The organism is Haloferula sp. BvORR071 (assembly GCF_000739615.1).
Classification (GTDB): domain Bacteria; phylum Verrucomicrobiota; class Verrucomicrobiia; order Verrucomicrobiales; family Akkermansiaceae; genus Haloferula.
Genome location: NZ_BATP01000023.1, coordinates 13,281 through 34,139, shown reverse-complemented (window position 1 = coordinate 34,139; position 20,859 = coordinate 13,281). Strand labels below are relative to the sequence as shown.

16 protein-coding genes are annotated in these 20,859 nt (G+C 63.0%); 12 read left to right on the top strand and 4 right to left on the bottom strand.

Annotated elements, in window-relative coordinates; all coding sequences use genetic code 11:
• Nucleotides 1-13 precede the first annotated feature (13 nt).
• A complete protein-coding gene (locus BV071_RS11970) occupies nt 14-3,214 on the bottom strand; it encodes an ankyrin repeat domain-containing protein (protein WP_035607035.1) in 3,201 nt (1,066 codons plus the stop codon).
• Nucleotides 3,215-3,291: 77 nt separating this feature from the next.
• On the bottom strand, nt 3,292-6,507 hold the full coding sequence (locus BV071_RS11965; RefSeq protein ID WP_035607032.1) for an ankyrin repeat domain-containing protein: 3,216 nt from the start codon (nt 6,505-6,507) through the stop codon (nt 3,292-3,294).
• Nucleotides 6,508-6,730: 223 nt separating this feature from the next.
• Here BV071_RS11965 and BV071_RS11960 point away from each other — a divergent pair, with 223 nt between their 5' ends.
• Together BV071_RS11960 and BV071_RS11955 are read left to right on the top strand one after the other, a co-directional pair.
• A complete protein-coding gene (locus tag BV071_RS11960) occupies nt 6,731-7,810 on the top strand; it encodes a M42 family metallopeptidase (protein ID WP_035607029.1) in 1,080 nt (359 codons plus the stop codon).
• Nucleotides 7,811-7,832: 22 nt separating this feature from the next.
• Complete coding sequence (locus BV071_RS11955; RefSeq protein WP_035607026.1) at nt 7,833-8,147, top strand: hypothetical protein; 315 nt, start codon at nt 7,833-7,835, stop codon at nt 8,145-8,147.
• A 190-nt stretch (nt 8,148-8,337) separates the two neighbouring features.
• Here BV071_RS11955 and sufT read toward each other — a convergent pair whose 3' ends face one another.
• Nucleotides 8,338-8,883: a putative Fe-S cluster assembly protein SufT gene (sufT, locus tag BV071_RS11950; RefSeq protein ID WP_035607023.1), complete on the bottom strand. Its 546-nt coding sequence runs from the start codon at nt 8,881-8,883 to the stop codon at nt 8,338-8,340.
• Between the two features lie 74 nt (nt 8,884-8,957).
• Between sufT and BV071_RS11945 the strand changes: the two genes are divergently transcribed.
• Both BV071_RS11945 and BV071_RS11940 read left to right on the top strand, forming a co-directional pair.
• Nucleotides 8,958-10,556, top strand: coding sequence for an AsmA-like C-terminal region-containing protein (locus BV071_RS11945; RefSeq protein ID WP_081885947.1), 1,599 nt, complete (start codon nt 8,958-8,960; stop codon nt 10,554-10,556).
• Nucleotides 10,553-10,957 (top strand): hypothetical protein, encoded by a 405-nt coding sequence (locus BV071_RS11940; protein WP_035607018.1) that lies wholly within the window; start codon nt 10,553-10,555, stop codon nt 10,955-10,957. The genes BV071_RS11945 and BV071_RS11940 overlap by 4 nt, the downstream gene beginning before the upstream one ends.
• 52 nt (nt 10,958-11,009) lie before the next feature.
• Here the strand turns inward: BV071_RS11940 and BV071_RS11935 are convergent, their stop codons facing one another.
• A complete protein-coding gene (locus BV071_RS11935; RefSeq protein WP_265594356.1) occupies nt 11,010-11,606 on the bottom strand; it encodes a hypothetical protein in 597 nt (198 codons plus the stop codon).
• 107 nt (nt 11,607-11,713) lie between these two features.
• Between BV071_RS11935 and BV071_RS11930 the strand changes: the two genes are divergently transcribed.
• The 8 genes from BV071_RS11930 (at nt 11,714) to BV071_RS11895 (ending at nt 20,859) form a co-directional block, all read left to right on the top strand.
• A complete protein-coding gene (locus BV071_RS11930) occupies nt 11,714-12,178 on the top strand; it encodes an NUDIX domain-containing protein (RefSeq protein WP_035607015.1) in 465 nt (154 codons plus the stop codon).
• A gap of 84 nt (nt 12,179-12,262) precedes the next feature.
• Entirely contained in the window at nt 12,263-13,681 is a 1,419-nt protein-coding gene (locus BV071_RS11925) for a class I SAM-dependent methyltransferase (protein ID WP_035607012.1), read from the top strand.
• Complete coding sequence (locus BV071_RS11920) at nt 13,674-16,394, top strand: ATP-binding protein (protein WP_035607009.1); 2,721 nt, start codon at nt 13,674-13,676, stop codon at nt 16,392-16,394. Before BV071_RS11925 ends, BV071_RS11920 begins: the two co-directional genes overlap by 8 nt.
• On the top strand, nt 16,391-17,437 hold the full coding sequence (locus BV071_RS32855) for a response regulator (protein WP_052573223.1): 1,047 nt from the start codon (nt 16,391-16,393) through the stop codon (nt 17,435-17,437). The genes BV071_RS11920 and BV071_RS32855 overlap by 4 nt, the downstream gene beginning before the upstream one ends.
• Nucleotides 17,438-17,529: 92 nt before the next feature.
• Nucleotides 17,530-17,922: a helix-turn-helix domain-containing protein gene (locus BV071_RS11910; RefSeq protein WP_035607006.1), complete on the top strand. Its 393-nt coding sequence runs from the start codon at nt 17,530-17,532 to the stop codon at nt 17,920-17,922.
• A gap of 86 nt (nt 17,923-18,008) precedes the next feature.
• Nucleotides 18,009-19,196, top strand: coding sequence for an outer membrane protein transport protein (locus tag BV071_RS11905; protein WP_035607003.1), 1,188 nt, complete (start codon nt 18,009-18,011; stop codon nt 19,194-19,196).
• Nucleotides 19,197-19,207: 11 nt separating this feature from the next.
• Complete coding sequence (locus tag BV071_RS11900) at nt 19,208-20,029, top strand: SDR family oxidoreductase (protein WP_035607000.1); 822 nt, start codon at nt 19,208-19,210, stop codon at nt 20,027-20,029.
• The gene (locus BV071_RS11895; RefSeq protein ID WP_052573221.1) at nt 20,026-20,859 is read left to right on the top strand and encodes an SDR family oxidoreductase; all 834 of its coding nucleotides are present in this window, start codon (nt 20,026-20,028) and stop codon (nt 20,857-20,859) included. Before BV071_RS11900 ends, BV071_RS11895 begins: the two co-directional genes overlap by 4 nt.

Here is a 20,859-nt window from a genome sequence, read left to right as displayed (position 1 = left end):
CGATCGATCAAAATCATTGGCGGACGCGCGGGCGTGGAGGCCTGGGCTGTGGGACTTGGGGCGCATTCGGGAGCTGTTGTTGGAGATTCGGCTGGGGTGCTTCGGTGATGTTCCCGGTCACCATGCGGTCACCATCGCGGATGAAGAAGTCCGCACTCAGGTGATAGAGCTCACTGCTGCTGCCGCGGCTGACTTCGGGGTTGGAGTCGCCGCCGAGGAAGTCCTGATGGCGGGCGAGGGTGGAGGAGACTCCCTGCTCGGGTGGCATGGGCACGGAACCGCCAGCGGAATCAAACCACTGCACCGGTTGCCAGAGGAGCGTCTTGCGGCGCAGGGTGCCGTTGCCGTCGGTGTATTGGAAGACGCCGTTGAGCAACTTGCCGATGAAGAGGGCTTGAGCCTCGTTGAAGCCCTTCCACGGAGCTCCGCCTTGGAGCAGCGGCAATTCAATCAGATCGCCTGCCTGGAGCATCACGTCATGGCGGGCGGCTTCCTCGCGGGTGGTGGCCGCAGTGGTGGCGGCAAAGGCCTTGGTGAGATCAATCTCCAGAATGCTCTCCTTGCCATCCGCGGCGCGGCGGTGGATGCGGATCTTCGAGAAGTCCGGGTGCTCGGGGATCGCGGGTATGGCGAGGGTGTCACCGCTATTCCCGTTATACCACAGTGGAACGGTCACGCGCTCGCCTTGCTGTCTGGCTGCGATGATGCCCCAGCGGGCGGCGGAACTTTCCTCGGGCAGCTTCCCAAGGACGGACCCGGGCCATGAGGCGTAGAGATCGGCGATGACCTCCATCAGGCTGGGCGCGGTGGGCGGGTGGTTGGCGGGCCAAGTTTTAGCGAAGGTGGTGCCAGGCACAGTTAGAGTGGCGACTCCATCTCGGGCCTTGTTCTCGAGCTCCGCCAAGCCGCCTCCCGGATACACGGGAGTGACCTCATCCCCCGCTTGGAATAGAAAGGTATCCGCCTGGGCGCTGCCCTTCTCGATGCGGATCTCCGGCCACCCGGCACGGCGGATCGACAGCGCGAGCGGCTGGACCCGGCTCCAAATCAGCTTGGATAGCACACCGACGGGCGCGATGGGCGCGACCGCTTCGCCCGGATGATAGACCAGGCGATCACCGCGCAGCGTGAAGGGACGCGCCGGACCGGTGGGATCGAGATGCAGGCTGATCGGCACCACCAGATGCTGGTGGAGCTTCCAATAAGTTTCCGGAGACATCTCCGCTTTGTCGGAGGTCATGCGCGGCTCGATGGCACGGTAGTTCTTGATGCTGGGATCGAGGGCCAGATCGACCACGTCGCCCCATTCAAGCTTGGGCATGGGAGCCGAGCCGTCGATGCGAGCCGGGAGCTTCTTGATGCTGCCATCCTTTTCCCGGCGGTGGATGGTGATCACTTCCGGGAGGTAGGCGATGGAGCTATTGCCGATGTAGTAGTAGGGCAGGGAGGGCGTGTCCAGGAGCAGGGCTTCGAGCTGGGGCGGGTCGCCCTCGCCCTCGCGCTTGGCCGGGGTCCAGGTGCTGCCAGAGTTCTCCCGGTTGGTGAGGGTAATGGCCGGGCGCTCGAGCAGGTCGGGTAAGATGAAGCGCTCCCAGAGGAGGCGGCGGACTTCCGGCGACGAGTTGCGAACCGCTGACAGCAAGCCCTTGTCCACCTCGGCTCCATGGTCGAGCAAGAGCTGGACAACTTCTGCAGAGGAGTTCCCCTGGTCGATGGCCCACTGGATCGCATTCTTCCCGTAGCGTGTGGAGATCTTGTTCGGGTCAGCGCCGGCATCGAGGAATTGCTTCACGATCTCCAGGTCGCCGCCGAGCGATTCGATGAGCAGCTGGGGCGAGTCAGGCTTGGCACCACGCTGGAGGAGCAGGGAGATCAGGTCGCGGCTTTTGCTGAGTGCGTAGCCAAGGGCGTTGACGCCGTAGTCGGTGGCGAGGTTTGGATCGGCACCCTTGTCGAGGAGCAGGTCGATAGCTTCGCGCGAGCCGTGCTCCACTGCGAGGTCGAGTGCGGTGAGCCCGCCGGAATAGAGGGAAGTGGGGCGATTCTGGCCCTGACCATTGGACACCGGTGGGAGCGGATTGACCTGGGCATTGACCGGGACCCCCGCCTCAAGCAGGAGGCGCAGCATGGGAAGATTGCTACCCGCGGCCGCGAGGTGGAGTGGGGTGATGCCGGTGACGGCGGCGGGCAGTCCGGGCTTGGCGCCGGCTTTGATAAGCATGGCCGGCAGGTTGGTGGTGGCGGCGTACTCGGAGGCGAGCGCCTGATGGAGCGGGGTGCCGACGGGTTTTTCATCGCCGCTGCGTGAACCGCCAGCGTCGCGGTAGCAGAGCTCGGGCATGAAGTTCAGGTCCGCGCCGTGCTCGATGAGCAAGCGGCACATCGCCTCATCATTGCGTGCGGCGGCGTAGTGGAGCGGGCTCATGGTCGAGCTCTCGCGGCCGGTCTCGCGGTCGGTGAACTTGCGGGTTCTGTTGGCGTCGGCGCCGGACTTGAGAAGGACTTCCACGATCGAGCGGAACTTCATCTTTACGGCCTCGACGAGGGCCTGGTCGTGCGGGGACTTGGCGGGATCGCAGCCCTTCGCGATCAGAAGCTCGACGGCTTTGAGATTGCCGCTGCGCGCGGCGTACTCCAAGGCCGGCTGCTCGCGCGGATCGAGGCCCGAATCGATGAGGAAGGCGATGACGCGGGTCTGGCCCTTCGACGCGGCAGTGGTGAGCAGCTTGGGATCGCGGGCGAGATCCGGACTGGAGCGGGCAAGTTCCTGAAGGCGCCGGAGCTCTTTGGACTCCTCATCATCACTGGCGGGGGAGTCTGCGTCCGGAACGGTAGCAGCGGGATTGCCCATCGCCGCGAGGTTCTCCCGAGCCAGCTTGCCCTCGACTTCGGCAGCGGGAAACTCGCGGATCAGGCGCTGGTAGAGCTTCGCCGCCTCCTCCTTGTTGCCCTGCTTGCGCCGCACCTCCGCCAGACGGAAGAGCGCGGTGGCGGCGAAGGGTTGTTGCGCCTCATAGAGCTCAAGCACCTTCTCGTAGTGCGCTGCGGCCTTGGTCGCATCGCGGGTCACTTCCTCGGCATAGAGCGCATCGCGCAGCAGCTCGCGTGGTGCCGCGGGGGCCTGCTCGTCCGCGCGCAGCGGCGCGAGCGGCATCCAGAGCGCAAGCAGCAGCAAACCGGTCCGGCGCTGAATCAGTGGAGGAGTAAGAGTCATGATGAGGGGAAGTTGGCGGATTCCTCGTCGCGGATTGTCATGGAATGGTCATGAGCTGGTATGAAGATGGCCTTTCATCACCGGGATCCTCCCCGTGGCCGGGCCGGCCGGACTGCTGGAGCTGTCGGCGTGTTGGCTGGGTTCGGTTGCTGCCTCGGTAGCGGTTGCCACAGGTTCTTCACCGCGTCGCCATCGCGCAGGTAGACCTTCGTGGCGTCCACCGGCTTGCTGACCTTGCCGCTGCGGGTCAGTTCGATCTGGCTGTTGTTCCCGAGCAAGGCGGGAGTAACGGCGAAGGAAGGGGTTCCGGCGACCGGGGCTGCGGGAAACCAACTGCCGCCCCAGTTCAGGTAGCGCGGCGCCCGGTAGTGGATTTCGCGCAGGGCGATCACACCGTCCGATTCCGTGAATTGGATCCGGCAATCCAAGGCCTTCGCGAAGAAAGTGGCTTCGGCTTCGGACCAGCCCTTCCATGCTTCGTTCAGCTTATCCGGGCGGGTCGGGATCTCGACGATGTCGCCGCCCTGCAAGGCCTGGTCCGCACCGCGCGCCTGCTCCACGGTCAGCGAGCCTTGGGCCGCGGCCGCAACCAGAGGATCGAGGTTCACGGCGATCACCCGTTCCTGACCGTTCTCCTCCAAGCGGCGGATCTTGATCCGGGAGAAGTCAGGGTAGGGGAGAAGCACCACCGGATAGGGCGTCTTCTTCTGAAGCCACGCGGGCTGGATCTCATTGTCGCGGGGAGCTTCGCCGAAATTGCTGGCCCAGCGCCCGTCGAGATCGGCCAAGGCCTGGATCAGGGTGGGCAGGGTTCCTTCCGCGCTCCGTTCCTCGAATGGATCCTCCTTGGAGTAGTAGCTGCCCGCAAAAAAACCTTCGGCTTGGACCCGCAGTTCCTTCCTCCGGGCTTCAATTCCTTGGTCCCGATAGGGCTTCCAGTGCACAACAACCTTGTCGCCCGCTTCCAGGAGGAAGTCCGCTTTGCTGCCCTGCGGATGCTCCGGCACCTGCACGTCCGGCCAGCCCTTGCGCTGCACACTGATCTCGGCATCGCCTCGCGAGAAGTCCTTGAGGATGCCCACCATGCCGGCAGCTCCTGTCCATGGCACTTCATTCGGGCGGCGCGGGTCATAGACCAGCAGGTCGCCGCGCAGCGTGAGTTCGCGCGCCTCACCGTCGATTTCGATGCTGACCGGGAACTTGACCTTCTTGCGCAGGTCCCAGCTCAAGCGCTCATACATTTGTCGCGCTTGGCTGGAGTCCCTGGGTTCGCCGGGCGCCCAATCCCTGTGTTGGGACGCGAGCTCGACGATGTCGCCGGCAAGCAGCTCGGGGAAGGGGGCATCATCCGCGGGATTCAAGACGGTCCTGGACCAAGCACCATCCGCGGCCTTGCGAACCAGGGTCAAGGTGAACCCTGCGATCGGCGAAGAATAGTTGGGGGTGCTTTGCAAATAACTCGGGTTGGAGAGCAGCAGCTTGGCCGGCCCGCTAGGACCCGGGATATCGGAATTCGTCTTCAGCGGACTGAGCTCCACCGGCCTCAGCTTGCCTTCCATGTTCACGAAGCTGGCACCCGGCCGCGCCGCGAGAGTCGGATAGACGATCGCCTCAAGATAGGCGGTCCTGGCGGCCTCCTTCCACTCGCTCATGGGCGGCAGCTCTTCCATATTGACCGGGCCGTGGTGCAGGGCGGCGAGTGCCTTGACCACCTTGCCCTCCGTATCCTTGGTGGCGACCATGGCGATCGTATATGAGAGTTCGGGCCCGGCGCTGCAGCCGGCTTCCAGTAGCAGGGACATGGTTGGCAGGGGATCCCCGTAAGTCGTCGTTGCGGCTGAATAGAGGAGAGAATATTCGGTCACCGTCTCGCTTTCGGTGCCGGTGAAGAAGGGGTCGCCATGGCCGGCATCGCGAGCCAACTTCAAGGTGCCGAAACGGACCTTGGGATCCGCCTTGTGATCGAGCAGCAGGCGGACGACCTCAAGCTGCTTCTCCCTGCCGGAGCGGACAGCGAAACTGAGGACCGGGGTCCCGGCGGCCGATCTGGCATTCGGGTCGGCACCTTTCTTCAGCAGGAACTCGACCGCGCCGAGGGACGCGCTCCCCGCGGCGGTCATCAAGGGCGTCTTGCCACCTTTGGGCGAGGATTCGCCCGCCGCGGGCTCCACGACAGCGGTCTTGGCCTCCAGCTTGCCACCGGCCTGGAGCAAGGCGTCGAGGATCTCGGGTTTATCGGCCTCGGCAGCCTCGTGCAGCGGTGTGATGCCGGTACCCGGAACGGCCCGGTTCGGGTCTGCTCCTTTGGCGAGCAGCAGCTTCACCGCATCGGCGGCTCCCTGCCGTGTTGCCTCGTGCAGCGGCGTGCCAATGGGCTTGCCGGGCTCCGGGGTGCCCTGGTCGGTGCTCCCCATTTCCGCCATCGCATTCGGATCCGCCCCATGATCGAGAAGTAAGCGCACCCAGTCCAAGTCGCGGCGAATCGCCAGGTGGAGGGGCGAAACCTTGCTCCCGGAGGAATAGAATTGCCAGGCTGGCGGCACAGTCAGCGCGGCAGCGGATGTCAAGTAGTTCGGGCTGACCCCGGCATCAAGGAGAGCGATGGCCACCTGCTTGTAACCGCTTGCGATCGCCAGCCAGAGCGCTTGTCCGGCTTCCGGCGCATCCTTGGCCCGGCTGGCCAGCATCTGTACGATCTTCACATGGCCGGACTGTGCCGCCTTCGGCAGCAAGCGCGCCGGCTTCTCTTCCAAGCCGGACTCGAGCAGATACTCCAACACTCGCGCCTGCCCGTTCTCGACAGCCGATTCGGCGAGCTGAGGGCTTTTGGCGCGGTCCGGTGAACTCTTGACCATCTCCTGGATGCGGCGGAGTTCCTGCGCCTCCTCGTCCACCACCACGGTCACTGCGGCAGGAGCAGGCACCTCCCCCGCACCGAGCGCGGCGAGGTTCTCCCGCGCCAGCTTGCCCTCGACCTCCGCGGCGGGGAATTCCCGCAGCAGTTCCTGATAGAGTTTCACCGCTTCCTCCTTGTTGCCCTGCTTGCGCCGCACCTCCGCCAGGCGGAACAGCGCCGTGGCCGCGAAGGGCTGCTGTGCTTTGTAGAGTTCCAGCACCTTCGCATAGTTCTCCGCGGCCTTGCTCGCATCTCGGGTCACCTCCTCGGCATAAAGCGCGTCGCGCAGGATCTCGCGCGGGGAGCTCTGGCCCGGGTCTTCCGCCCGCAGCGGCGCGAGCGGTGTCATCAGCGCCAGGAGAAGCAGGCCGGAACGTCGGATCGGATAAGGAGTCATGATGGCAGGACAGTGGCAGCTTCCTTCCTCCGGTTTGTCATGGAATGGTCATGAGTGCAAGTTGAGGCGAAGCGGTAGCGGAGCGGCTGCGCCGTTCCGGCTGGGCGGGCTCTCCCATGGCGCGCCATGGGGTTCCCGAAAGAGTGTTCCCCCGCGGGAGCGACGCAGCCGTTTCGCGACATCCGCTTGCACCCGCCCGCCGCGTGTCGGTAGCGTCACGAGCGTGAAGGACAAAGCGATCTCCCTGCTGCAGGAACTGACGGAAGCCCACTCGGTGCCAGGCCATGAGGATGAAGTCCGCGCGATCTTCGTGAACGAACTGGAAGACTGCGGTGAGCTGTCGGCGGATCGCTCGGGCTCCGTGTTCTGCAATCTGGACGGCGAGGGTCCCCGCGTCATCGTCGCCGGCCACATGGATGAGATCGGCTTCCTGGTGCAAAACATCACCCCGGATGGCTTCATCCAGTTCCTCTCGGTCGGCGGTTGGTGGGAGCACACCATCATCGCGCAGCGCGTCGAAATCCGCACCCGCTCCGGGGAAAAGGTGATCGGCGTAGTGGGCTCGCGGCCGCCGCACTTTCTGCCGGAGGCCCAGCGCCGCCAATTGATGTCCATCGATCAGATGCACATCGATGTCGGTGCGAGCTCGCGCCAGGAGGTGGAGCAGGAGTTCGGGATTTCCTTGGGCGATCCGATCGCTCCGTGGTCGCCATTCACCCCGCTGCAGCGGGAAGACTGGTTCATGGCGAAGGCCTTCGATAACCGCGTGGGCATGGCCGGCACCATCCAGGCCGGCAAGATTCTCTCCGGCGGCGCCCGGCCTAACAAAATCATCCTCGCTGGCACCGTGCAGGAGGAAGTCGGCCTGCGCGGCGCACGCACCGCCGCGATCCATTCCAAGCCGGACGTGGCCATCATCCTGGAAGGCCCGCCGGCCGACGACACCCCCGGCTTCTCCCGTGCGGAGTCGCAGGGCCGCGTCGGCGGTGGCGTGCAGATCCGCCTCTTCGATCCCAGCGCGATCATGAACCCGCGCCTCGCGGAACTCGCGATCCGCACCGCCCGGGAAGAAGGCATCCCGCACCAGGTCACCGTGCGTCGCAGCGGGGGCACCGATGCCGGCTCATTCCATCTGGCCGGTGAGGGCGTGCCCTCGGTCGTGCTGGGCGTCCCGTCCCGCTACATCCACTCGCACAACTCGGTGATCGATGTGAACGACTACCTGCACATGGTCTCGCTGGCCGTGGCGCTAGTCCGCCGCCTGGATGACGCGACCGTGAAGGGACTGACTCGCTTCTTGTGAAGCCGCCCTACCCAACCCTGACATGAAGGCCATCACCCAAGCCGCGTGGGAGGAGGTCCACCAGAAAGCCTGCGACATCGCCAATGCCGCAACGGCGGACGATGATGTCATGATCGAGGTCCACAAGGCCCGGATGTTCGAGATCCTCGATCGCCTGGAAGTGGAATTCGGCATTCACCCCCAGACCCTCTCCACCCGCGCTGATTACTCGGAGGATGACCAGGAAAGGCGCCAGCTTTACGAAGCGGCACTCCTCCTCGCGCGCGAGCAAGGGGATGAATTTGAGATCAGCGAGATCCAGGAATCCCTGCGCGGTCTGGATCAGGAGTCAAAGTGACGAATGCCGAATTCCAGAATGACGAATGAAGTGCGTTCTTGAGAAGAGTCTCCGGCCAGAGGCTCTCATCTCAAGTCTACAAGACATTCGTCATCCGGGAATCCGACATTCGCCATTGACCAACAGTCTCTAACAGATGGCCGGGCCGTCAAGCTCTTCCCGGGTTCGCCGGAGAGGGGCATCGGCCGCCTCAGATCATCCCGAGCTTCATTTTCCCCTCCTCGGAGATCATGTCCTGATTCCAAGCGGGGTCCCAGACCAGCTCCACCTTGGCATCGTCGATACCCTCGATGGTCATGATCTTGGCCTGCGCATCTGCAGCGATCACCGGGCCCATGCCGCAGCCAGGGGCGGTCAGGGTCATCTTGATCGCCACGGTCTTCTTGCCGTCCTGCTCCTCGATGCCGCAGTCGTAAACCAGGCCCAGATTGACGATATCCACCGGGATTTCCGGGTCATACACGCTCTTGAGCTGGGCCCAGACCTGCTCTTCCAGCGGCGCGTCCTTCAGGCGCTCCGCCTCGGCCACCTTCTCCTTCTCCTTTTCGAGATCCACGCCCAGGGCGTCGGCATCCTTTGAGGAAATTCGGGCCAGACCGGCGGAGGTGGCCACCGTGTAGGTGCCGCCCAAGCGCTGGGTAATGAAGACCGGCGTCCCGATCGGCAGGGTGATGCTGTCCCCGCTGGGGATGCGGATGGCTTCAACCTCGCGGGCCAGGGCAATTTCCTCGTGCATGGGGGCATTGTAACGACGGGGGCGGGCGGTGCAAGCGGCTTGCCGCGGCGGGGAAAACCCGCCAGCTTGCCAGCATGAGCCGGAGACAGAGGAGACGAGACGCCACGGGCAGCGGGGCCAAGCCGGGAAAGGCCGGCGGGCGCTGGGTGATCCGGGTGCTGATCGCCGGTCTCGCCCTCGGAGTCGTCGCCATGGGCGGCAGCTACTTGTGGCTGCGCGGCTGGCTGCACAGCGAGGCTTTCCGCCGCATGCTCGCCGGCCAGGCGGACGCGGCACTGCAGGTTTCCAGCGAATTCGGCCCCTTCCGCTGGGGCGGCACCCGGATGGATACTGAGTCCTTCACCGCCACCGGCAAGGGCCTGATCCGGGATATCCATGCCGACGACCTCCGCGTGGACGTCGGCCTCGGCGGCTGGTGGAAGGGCGCATGGCGGGTCGACGATGCCCGAGCCCGGCGGATCGAGGTCGAGATCGATGCCACCGCCGCGGACCGGATGAAGAATCAGCCCGCGCCACTGCAGGCGGAAGCTCCCGCGCCGGAGAAGAAGGAGTCGAAATGGTATGACGCCTTGATCCCTCACGAGGTGGAACTGCACCAGCTTGAGATCGGCAGTTCCTCCGTGAAGGTCATCACCGCCTCCGGGCCGGTCGGCATCGCGAATACCTCCTGGAAAGTCACGCCCGACGTCGCCAAGGGCAGCTACCGCGCGGAGGGCACCGACGGCAGCGTGAAACTGCCCTGGAAGTGGGCACCGCGATTGAATCTCGGCAAGGCGCGGCTGCGCTACCAAGGCAATACCGCCTATCTAACAAGCGCGGACTTCCAGGTCTATGAGAGCGGCCGGCTCGACATGGACGGCGAGATGTCCGTGAAGGGGGAGGGCTACACCTTCAACGGCCAGCTGCGCGACGTCGCCTGCGCCGAGATCCTGCCGGAGAGCTGGAGACAGCGCCTGAGCGGCAAGGTCACCTCGGACTTCACCGTGCAGGGCAGGAACTCCGGCCCCGTGGTCAGCGGTGAGCTGGAGCTGACCGATGGGGTCATTACCGCCCTGCCGGTCCTCGATTCCCTTTCGGCCTACGCGGATACCACCCGCTTCCGGCGGATCGCCCTGCAGCAGGGCAAGACCGACTACGAGTGGGAGGATGGCAAACTGACCCTGCGCAATCTGGTGCTCTCCAGCGAGGGCTTGGTTCGTTTGGAAGGTGGCCTGAAAATGGACCAGCAGCAGAATCTCGACGGGCGCTTCCGCTTGGGTCTGGTCCCCGGTATTCTAACAAAAATTCCGGGTGCGGAAACGGAGGTCTTCCGCCGCGGACCAAACGGCCTGCTGTGGACCGACCTGCACATCACCGGTACCTTGGACGATCCCAAGGAAGACCTCAGCGGCCGTCTGGTGGAGGCTGCCGGCCTGCGCATGTTCGAGGTCCTGCCGGAAACCGGCGAACAGGTCATGAAGTTCACCAAGCAGGTGATCGACCAAGACCTCCAAGGTCATCTGGCCAAGGCCGGAGTGGTCCTTGAGCAGGGCAAGGCTGCCATCGAGCAAGGCAAACAGGTGATCGATCAGGGCAAGACCATGATCGAAGGCGCGGCGGGTGCGGCCGGGGACGTGGGCAAGGGCGTCTTCGACATCCTCGGCGGTGGCGGAAAGGAGAAGAAGGAAGAGTGAGCGAGCCGACTAGCGAGCAGGCGGTGCCGGCGGCGATTTTGGCCAAGGCGGATCAAGCGCTTCTACTGGCGCGCATCGCAGCCTCTGCGATGGCCATCGCCTGCTTCACTGCAGGGGAATTCGCGCTCAGTTCCCTCAGTGGATTCCAGGCGATGTTCACGGAACTCGGAGCCGCCGAGCTGCCGGTGATCTCCCGTCTGTTGGTCGGGTTCCGCTCCCCGCTGCTTCTTGCCCTACCGGTATTGTTCCTTGTCACCCTTGGCTTCATCTGGGCTCGCGGCAAGGCTGCAGCTTGGATGGCCGGGCTCGGCCTGCTCCTGATGATCCTGTTAGCCCCGCTGGCAGTCTTGGCGACCCTCCTGCCCCTGGTCCGGATTATCTCGCAGATGGGGAATATGTGAGGGTGTTGGCTGGCGATCTGTCGCCAGCCAACGAGCGGAGCCCGGGTCCTGCTTACTTTCCGGCCGGAGTGTTGGGCGACTTTACCGTGATCTTCTTCCCTTGGCCGGATTCCCACGCACCTTGGGCACTATTGAAGACTGCTTTGAGGTCGTTCAGGTTCATCAAGCGGTATTCGATCATTCCAGCGTGGCTGGTCGTCGGATAATTCTTTAGCGGCAAATTGTGAACGTCCGTGTTTGCCCGCTGGCCGGCGCGGTCCACCACGTCCTTGACCCGATCGGCGACCCGGGCCGCGGTGCCGGAGCCGACGCTCTCAAGGATGCTGCGGACGTGGTAAAAGCGCGCCAAGGCCCGGCCATTGGTATCGATCACCATCTCGGTCACCACCAACTGCGAATCCAGCACGTACTCGTGCATGCTGACGGAGGAGATCCGGTCCAGCCCGACGGTATATTCTCCGCCCGGCAGGACGACGCTCCAGAAGCGCTTGGAGAGCGGGGCTTCCTCGGCATTCGAGTCCTGATCCTTCTGGACCTCTTCCTCGTCGTCCTCCTTGTTGTTCTTATTGTTGTTGTTCTGGCCTTGGGCACCAGCCGGCAGGGTGATCAGAAACAGGGCGAGGAGGAAAGTGAGAGCGGGCGTTTTCATCTTGGTAGGAGTGTGAATACGCTTCATGCCCTTGGCGAGTTTTCGGCGCATTATTTCGGCTAAGTTAAGGATTGAGCCGCGGCCGGGAATTGCATAGATATTCGCCCGTGGTTCGTTTCCGGCCGAATGTTGCCGCGTTGATGGTGCGGGCGCAGGGGCAGTTGCTCGTCTGCGAGCGCTGGGCCATCCCCGGCGCATGGCAGTTCCCGCAGGGCGGGGTGGACGATGGCGAGACCTTGGAGCAAGCGCTGTATCGCGAGGTCCAAGAGGAGATCGGCCTGCTGCCCCGGCATTATGAATTGCTTGGTTACCGCACCGGCTACCGCTATCTCTATCCGGAGGAAGTGCGCTCCAAGAAGATGCGCAAACACGGCTGTCACGGACAGGAGCAAACTTACTATCAGTGCCTGCTCAAGGAGGGGGCTCCGGAGGTCAATGTGAACCAACGCGCGCGGGAGTTCGGAGCCTATCGTTGGATCATGCCGGAGGAGTTCGATCTCGATTGGCTCCCTGAGTTCAAACGCGATGTTTACCGACAGGTGATGAAGGACTTCTTCGGGGTCGAGTTGTGACCCTGCAAGAATTGCAGGGTTGAGACTAGAGCTTGCGAGCGTGTCCGATTTCGAGTCTTGTGCCCCCCAGTAAAACTTTCCCTGATGGAGATTCTTCCCGACCAGTCGCAGAGTGTCATCAAATGCCGTAACAGCCAAGGAATGGAGGTGCAGGCAAACCTGCTCCGGTTGACCCGCTACTCGGTCGTTTTCGAAGTCTACAATCCCTACAGTATTCTTCAGCTCTCGGAGGTCCTTTCCGACTTCCGCATCCTGGCGAACCGGCGTCTGATTTATCGCGGCAAGGCGGTTGTTAGCAATTTGCTCAATACCGGCCTGGTACTGGTCTGCGAGGCAAACCTCGAGGATGGCTGGCAGGAGGTGGACTTCCTTTCCGGTGTAACCGGGGAAGCGGATCTCGGTGCCCAGTTCACCTCCTTCATGTCGGAATGGCGTGCTGCCAACCATGTGCAGGATCCCTTCAAGGTCGCCGTGGCTGACATGGCGAGCGCCCTTACCGGCGTGCAGCACTGGATGGGCGGCATCGACGTCGGCATCCGTTCCGCCGCCACCCGCAAGCGGGATGACCTGGAGCGCGAGATCTTCAGCAGCGTCCAGCAGCGGGTCCTCGAGCAGATGATCCCCTCGATGGAAAATTTCGAGGAAGTGGCAGACCAGATTGCCGAGGATGAAGTGCCCTCGCACAAATCGTATATCCGCCGTGAGATGCACCCGATCGTGCTCTGTGCGCCTTTTGTGTATCGCACTTTCATGAAGCCACTTGGCTACGCGGGTGACTATGAAATGGTCAATATGATGATGCGTGATCCCTATGAAGGGGCCTCGTCATTCGCGAAGATGCTCAACTATGCGATTCTTAATACCGAGCCGGTAGTCGCGCATCGCAATCGTATCGATTATCTGGTGGACATCCTTGACCGGGAATCGAGCCGGCGCTTCGGCAAGGGCCGGGCCCGCGCCTTCAACCTGGGTTGCGGACCGGCGGAGGAAGTCCTGCGTTTCCTGCGGGAGCACGATTCCAGCGACCTGATGGAGTTTGACCTGCTCGACTTCAACCCGGAGACCCTGGAATACACGCGCGAGCGCCTGGACAAGGCGCGCATGGCGGAGAACCGCAGCACCCGCCTGCGCTTCATCCCGCGCTCCGTCCACCAGATCCTGAAGGCGGCTGTCCAGCCCGGTGGAGACCCGGAACTCGCGGGTTACGACGTGGTCTATTGCGCCGGCTTGTTCGACTACTTGTCCCAGCGCGTCGGCAAGCGCCTGGTCGAGTTTTTCTGCTCGATCGCCAATCCGGGCGGCATCGTCATCGTCACCAACGTGGCAGACACCAATCCACGCAAGGCCTGGATGGAATATCTGATGGAGTGGAACCTGATCTACCGCAGCAAGGAGGATATGCTGGATCTCGTCCCCGCCGACCTTCCCACCAAGCGTGTGGAAGTGAAAGCCGACGCAACTGGGGTGAACCTCTTCCTGGAAATCGAACTGGCCGATGGCTGACGCCGCCACAGTTCCCTATACGGCGACTGAAGAGGCCGAGCTGAATCACGCCTTCAAACGCTACGAACACGGCGTGTTTGTGGATAATGCGCGCCGTACCGCCGCGCTCTCGGCGCTCTTCATGCTCGCGGGCACGACGCTTGACTGGATGGTCTTCGTGGAGATGTCCTGGCATTTCCTGTTGATCCGGGCGATCGTCACGCTGCTGCTCTGCGTGGTCTATTGGCTGCTCGGCCAAGTTTCCAGCGAGTGGACCCGGCGCCTGACCACCTATGGTCTTTTCATGCTGCCCACGGTCAGCATCTGCTGGATGATCGCCCTGACCAAGGGGGGGGATTCACCATACTACGCCGGACTCAATCTGGTGCTGCTCGGCCTCTCGCTTTTGCTGCGCAGCGCATTCCAGGATTCGGTGGTGATGATCCTGCTCTGTCTGGTCTGCTATTTCAGCAGCGTCCGGCTTTCGACTTGGGACCCGGACCACCGCCTGCTCTTCAACAACTCCTACTTTCTCCTCGTCACCGCGGTCTTCGTCGGTGCGGGAAGCTATTTCTATGAGCGCCTCCGCTTCCGCGAGTTCGTCTTGCGCAAGGAGGTCGAGGACGCCCGGGGCCAACTGGAGGCGACCAACAAGCAGTTGAGCGAACTCGACGAGGCGAAGACCCGCTTTTTCGCCAATATCAGCCACGAGCTCCGCACCCCGCTCACAGTCATGATTGGCCTCACCGAGCGCCTGGCCGGGAAATTCAAGGCCAGCCCCCAGAAAGAGGTCCGCGACATGCTCGCCATGTCCGAGCACAACGGCCTGCGTCTGCTCAAGCTCATCGATGACCTTCTCGACCTTGTTCGCTTCGACACCGGCCATGCCGACCTCCTGCTCCAGCCGACCCGCCTTGGCGACATGCTTGATGGCCTGATGAGCTCAATGCGCCATCTCGCCGATCAGGATGGCGTGACGCTCGACTGGAATGTCACCGGCAGCGAGAACGCGCGGATGCTTGATCGCGACAAGATCGAGAAGGTTCTGCTCAACCTCACGATCAACGCGATTAAATTCACCCCCTCGGGCGGGCGCATCGATGTCGTGGCGGCCATCGCGGACGATCGCTTGCGGCTCAGCGTGAAGGACACCGGCGTTGGCATTACCTCGGACGGCTTGAAGCGGATCTTCGATCGCTTCTGGCAGGTCGATTCATCTTCGACACGCAAGTTCCAGGGCGCGGGCATCGGTCTCGCTCTGGTCAGTAGCCTGGTGGAAACCATGCACGGCACGATCACGGCCGAGAGCGAGGTGGGAGAGGGGACCAACTTCATCGTGGATATTCCCGCAGAGCTGGCGGTCACCGAGCCGGAACCGGCCTCGGACGTGGACAGTCAAGAGTTGGGAACCGGCAAGCACATTGAGGAACTCCATCGCAAGGCCGCCCTCTCTGTGGCTCGCCCGGCGGATGGTGGTGAAGCGGTGGTGGTTAGCCGCGGCATTGGCCGCAGGGGGGCGTCCAGTCGTCCGCTGGTGCTGGTGGCCGACGACGAGCCGGACATGCGCCGCTATCTGGTCATGCAGCTCGAGAACGTCGACGTGGTTGAAGCTCGCGACGGCAAGGAGGCCTTCGAGCTCGCTAAGCAGCACCAGCCGGTGCTCGCGCTGGTGGACCACATGATGCCGGAAATGGACGGCGTGGAAGTTTGCAAGGCGATCCGCTCCCATCACGGCACCCGCGAGATGCCGATCATCATGCTTACCGCCCGGGCCGACGAGCAGACCAAGCTACAGGCCTTGGATGCAGGCGCGAGCGATTTCCTTACCAAGCCCTTCTCCAGCACCGAGTTGGTCCTGCGTCTGCGCAACCAGCTCGTCATGGCAGCGATCCGCAGCGAACTCAGCGAGCTCAATCGCGAACTCGCCGCAGCCATGGAAAAGCTCAAGGAGAACGAGGTCCTGCTAGTGCGCAACGAGAAGCTCTCCGGCCTCGGCCAGATGAGCGCTGGAATCATCCACGAGATCAACAATCCCCTCAACTACGCCCGCGCCGGCCTGCACGCGCTGAAGTCCTTCAAGCGTGGCCTGCCCGAGGATGAACACGCCGACTACGAGGAAATCGTGGGCGACATCAGCGAAGGCGTGGAACGGGTGGCTCAGATCGTGGCCGACCTGCGGCAGTTCACCCGCGATGACAATCGCGTGGGCGGCGAGGCCGACCTGGTCGAGGTGATCGAGCGCTCGCGCCGTCTCGTCAGTCACCAGCTCGGGGACAAAGTGGCCTTCAATATCAAGAAGCCGGCCAAGGCGACGATCACCGGCAACTCCAACCAACTGGTGCAGGTCTTCGTAAACCTCTTCCAGAATGCCTTCGACGCCATCGACCAGCGGCAAGCCGAAAAGGAAGGCGATCCGGGGAAGATTGACGTGGGCCTGCGCGCCGCCGCCGGCGGCTGGGAAGTTACGGTGTGGGACAATGGTGCCGGAATTCCAAAAGATATCATTCACAAGATCTATGATCCCTTCTTCACTTCGAAGGACGTGGGCAAGGGCATGGGCTTGGGCCTGAGCATCACCCACCAGATCCTGGGGCGTCACCGCGCGCATATTGAGGTGGACACCCGCCCCGGGGAATTCACTTGTTTCACCATCTTTTTCCCTCCGCCCGATCCCGATGCCGTTTGGGATGCTGAAGACTCCAAAGACTCCGACCCCAGCGATACTCTGCCATGAGCGACTTGAACTATGACTACCAGCGCTACGCCATCCTCTTCGTGGACGACGAAGAGAAGACGCGTAAGTACTTCCGCCGCCTCTACGGCGAGACTTTCCGGATCCTTGAGGCCTCGGATGGTGTTGAAGCTCTGTCGGTATTCCGGGCCCACGCCGCTGAGATCGGCATCATTATCACCGACCAGCGCATGCCGAATGAAACCGGTGTCGGCTTCCTGGCGAAAATCTCCGATCAGTACCCGGATGTGGTGAAGATCCTCTCCACCGCCTACTCGGACCTCGATGCGGCGATCGGCTCGGTGAACAAGGGTGGCATCTATCGCTATATCACCAAGCCTTGGGAAGTCAGTGAACTCGAAGTTACTCTGCGCCGTGCCATGGAGTTCTTCCTAGTGAAGCGCGAGCGCAATTCCTTGATGGGTGCCAAGCTACAGGCGCTGGCCAATGTCATCTACTCTGCTCGCCTCGCCGCTTTCGCCCTCGCTCCGGTGGTGGCCGCCCTGCCGGGCAGACACGCCGCAGAGGCCGTCGGCTCCTTCATCCGCTTGGGTGCTTTCGGCACTGCTGCCGGCAATGGCCGGGCCGGAGTCATGGATGCGGGGGTCGATTCGTGGCGCAAGGTCCACGAGGTCGAGCTCAAGCTGGCCGCTACTTTGGAAGGCTTGCTCAAGGCGGGCTTCAGCGGCTCGACCCTGGCCGACCGGGTCGCCGCTTTCGCCAAGTCCCTGCCTGAGGGCCAAGTCCTCGATATCGCTCCGGACGGGGAGAATTTCACCTTGGGTTCCGCTAGCGATCCTTTCCCACGCCTTCTAGCCGGCCTCCTTGGCGTCAGTGGCAAGGGCGGCGAAGACGCAGTTCCGGTGCTGGCGGCCTTGATGGGCATCTACGACTTGAATGCCTCCGTGACCCGTCTGCGCTCGGACAGTCTCTCGATCCAAGTCCGCCCCGGCGGCGCGGCGGCGGAAACGTCACCGGGCTCGGATATCGCCCGCTGGCTCTTCGACGATGATCTGCTCATTTCTTCTGCATTGGGGCTTCTCTAGCCTGAGTAATTTCACGTAAGGATAAACCCTCGCGTGGATGATCGAGACCCTCCCCCCGGGAAACCTATCCAACCTCCTCTTGGAACCCGAATATGAAGCGTCCTGAACTCCAGATCGCCTATCGCAATGGCCGCGTGGTCGCCATCCGGCCCCGCGAACCTGAACCCATGGCCCTTGGCCCACTCGCCCGGGAAACGGGATTCAAGGTCAGCCCGCTCTGCGCGCGCTTTAACCTCTCCGACCGCCAATTCCACCGGACTTTCAATGACTCGCTGGGTATCAGTCCCAAGGACTGGCTGCGCCGCGAGCGCATGGTCCAGGCCCGCCAGTTGCTGCTGGAGGGGCTGCCGATCAAGGAAGCCGCCGCGGAGCTGGGATTTCCCTCGACCAAGGACTTCAGCCGCGAGTTCCAAACCTTCTACGAGGTGAGTCCGACCGACTTCCAGCGTCGGCACGATGCGGAGCGGAACCGTCGCTTGGAGTAGCTTTCCGCAACCGGGGAAATGTGTGGATTTTAGGCCTGACAGTGAAATTCCCTTCTGGTTATTAACCATTCCTGAAAATCAACCCGATGAGATTCGCTTCCCTCTCCGCTTTGAGCTTGGCTCTGATTCCGGCTTCCGCCGGTGCAGCTGGCTACTACCTGCCGAACCAAGACGCCCTCGCGACCGCGAAAGGCAATGCCTGGGTGGCGACTGCCGATGGCCCGGCCGCCGTTCACTACAATGCAGCAGGCCTGACCCAGCTAGAGCAACCGGAATTCCAGATCGGTCTCTACGGGATCGATCTCGATCATCAGGTGAAGACCGGGAACGGAGGGACCTTTGAGGCGAAATCCGAGTGGCAGGCGGTGCCGACGATCTTCTACGGCATGCCGATCAATGAAGATCTGGCGTGGGGCTTCGGCGTGAATAGCCCTTGGGGCTTGGGAACCGAATGGGGACAGGGCTCGCCATTCCGCACCGTGATTACGGAGGCCAAGCTGGTCTATCTGGCCGGGACTCTGGCCGTGGCCTACGACCTCACGGATACCCTTTCGGTCGGTCTCTCCGGTTCCGCCAACTACACGGATCTCAGCCTTGAGCAGGGCCTCGGCCTCGCGCCGCTCGACTTCCTGCGCTTCGAGGGTGATGGCACCTCGGTCTCCGGCGCGGTCTCCCTGCGCTGGCAGCCCTGCGAGCAGCATGCCTTCGGCCTGAACGTGGCCAGCGAGACCTCCACCGACTTGAGCGGCAAGGTTTATTCGAACATCCTCGGCGCTGGCCCGGCGGACATCGACTTCGTCACGCCGCTGCGGATCGCGGGTGGTTATTCCTTCCGCCCGACACCGAATTGGAACATCGAGGCCAATATCGAGTGGCTCGACTGGGATTCGCTCAACTCGCTCTACCTCCGCTCGCCCGTGCTCCCCGGTGGGGCCACCGGCGTGCCCTTCCACTGGAAGTCGATGTTCATCTACGAGGTCGGCGCGAGCTACACCTTCGACAACGGCTATACGGTGGCGGCGGGCTACGACTACAATAGCAACGCCCAGCCTGACACCTTCTTCAACCCAGGGATCTGCGATGCCGATCGCCAATGGTTCAATGTGGGCTTCGGTCGCAAGTGCGACAAGTGGGGCTGGTTCTTGGCCTACCAGTTTGGCTACTCGAATCGCGATGTCCGCGGAGCGGTGCCGACTGCCGCAGGCCAATCGGCGAACGGCAAGTATGAGTCGCGCGACAGCTCGGTGAGCCTGTCTTGCAACTACCGCTTCTAACCGATTGATCGATGAGCCAGCGCGCGGCGAAGGAGATCCTGGTGACCGGCGCGAGTTCAGGCATTGGCTTGGAACTCGCGCGGCAATTGGCGGCTCCCGGCGTGCGCCTCTGGCTCGTGGCCCGCAGCGGCGACAAGCTGGAGGAGTTGGCCGCCGAACTCCGCACCAAGGGTGCGGAGGCGGAAGTCGTGGTGCAGGATCTGGCGGATATCGACCGCTCCGGGGTCTTCCTCGATTGGTTCCTCAAGGAGAACCAGCTGGATGAGGTTTACCTTGCCGCCGCGGTTTCGATCTTCGGCGAGGTGAAGGACATCCAGCCGGAGGATTGGGACCAGATTTACCGCACGGACCTCCTCAGCTACGCCCAGTGGGTGCAGGCCTGCTACTCGCAGATGGTCGCCCGCAAGTCGGGCCGCTTGGTGATGGTTTCCTCGCTGGCGGGCTATGCCGGCTATCCGACCTCCGTCCCTTATGCGACGATGAAGGCCGGTCTGTTAGGTCTTTACCGGACCCTGCGTTATGAAGCGCCCATGCACGGTGTGAAGGTCCACCTCGTCAGTCCGGGTTACGTCCGCACCCGGATCTACGAGACCGCGATCTACCGCCGCTCGAACTACGACAACACGATGAAGCAGATCGGCGAGATGGGCTTCCCGATGATCGAGGCCGCTCCTGCCGCAACGGCGATCCTGAAAGGCTGTGCCGCTGGCAAGGGCCAGATCGTGTTCCCCTTCTACGCCAAGCTTCTTGCTTGGGCCGGCCCGCGCTTCCCGTGGTTGGTGCGCAGCATCCACGCGAAGATGGTGAAACGCTTCCGCGAACTCTCGGCATGAGCAGCATGAACAACATCGCCCGCTCTACTCGCCAGGCCTTCGAAGGGCGGAGCGTGCTGCTCACCGGTGCCGCTTCCGGAATCGGCAAGGCTCTTGCCCTGCGCTTGGTCGCCTGTGGCGCGACAGTGCATGGGGCGGACATGGATCCCGTCGGTCTCGACAAGTTGGCGGCGGAGGCCGCCGCCGGGCCGGGCAAAGTAGTCCCGCGCCAGCTCAATGTCACCGACCGCCATGACTACAGCCTGTGGGTCGCGGAATGCGCGGCAGCCGGACCGATCGACTATCTTTTCAACAACGCTGGCGTCACCCTGTTAGGCGAGGCTCACAAGGTCCCTTTCGATCGCTGGAAGTGGCTGCTCGACATCAACGTGATGGGCGTGCTCAATGGCATCATGCTCGTCTACCCGCTGATGGTGAAGCAGGGCAGCGGCCACATCATCAGCACCGGTTCCGTGGCTGGCGTCACCGGCTACGCCACTGCTGCTGCCTACACCACGGCGAAGAAAGCGGTGATCGGCATGAGCAACTCGCTCGCGGCCGAGGCCGAGGCCTATGGAATCAAGGTTTCCGTCGTATGCCCCGGCTATGTGAATTCCAATATCTTCACCCAAGACCGGGTCACCGGTGCGAAGGTGGATGAGGTGGTGAAGGATCTTCCCGCACCGATGATGACCACGGAAGTCGCAGCCCGCCACTACCTCGATGGGGTCGCGAGCGGCAAGCAGCTCATCATCTTCCCCGCGAACGCCAAGCTGCTCTGCGGCCTCGCCCGCTGGCTGCCATTCACCCTCGGCCCGATCCAGAAGCGGCTGATGCGGAAGTTCAGTTAA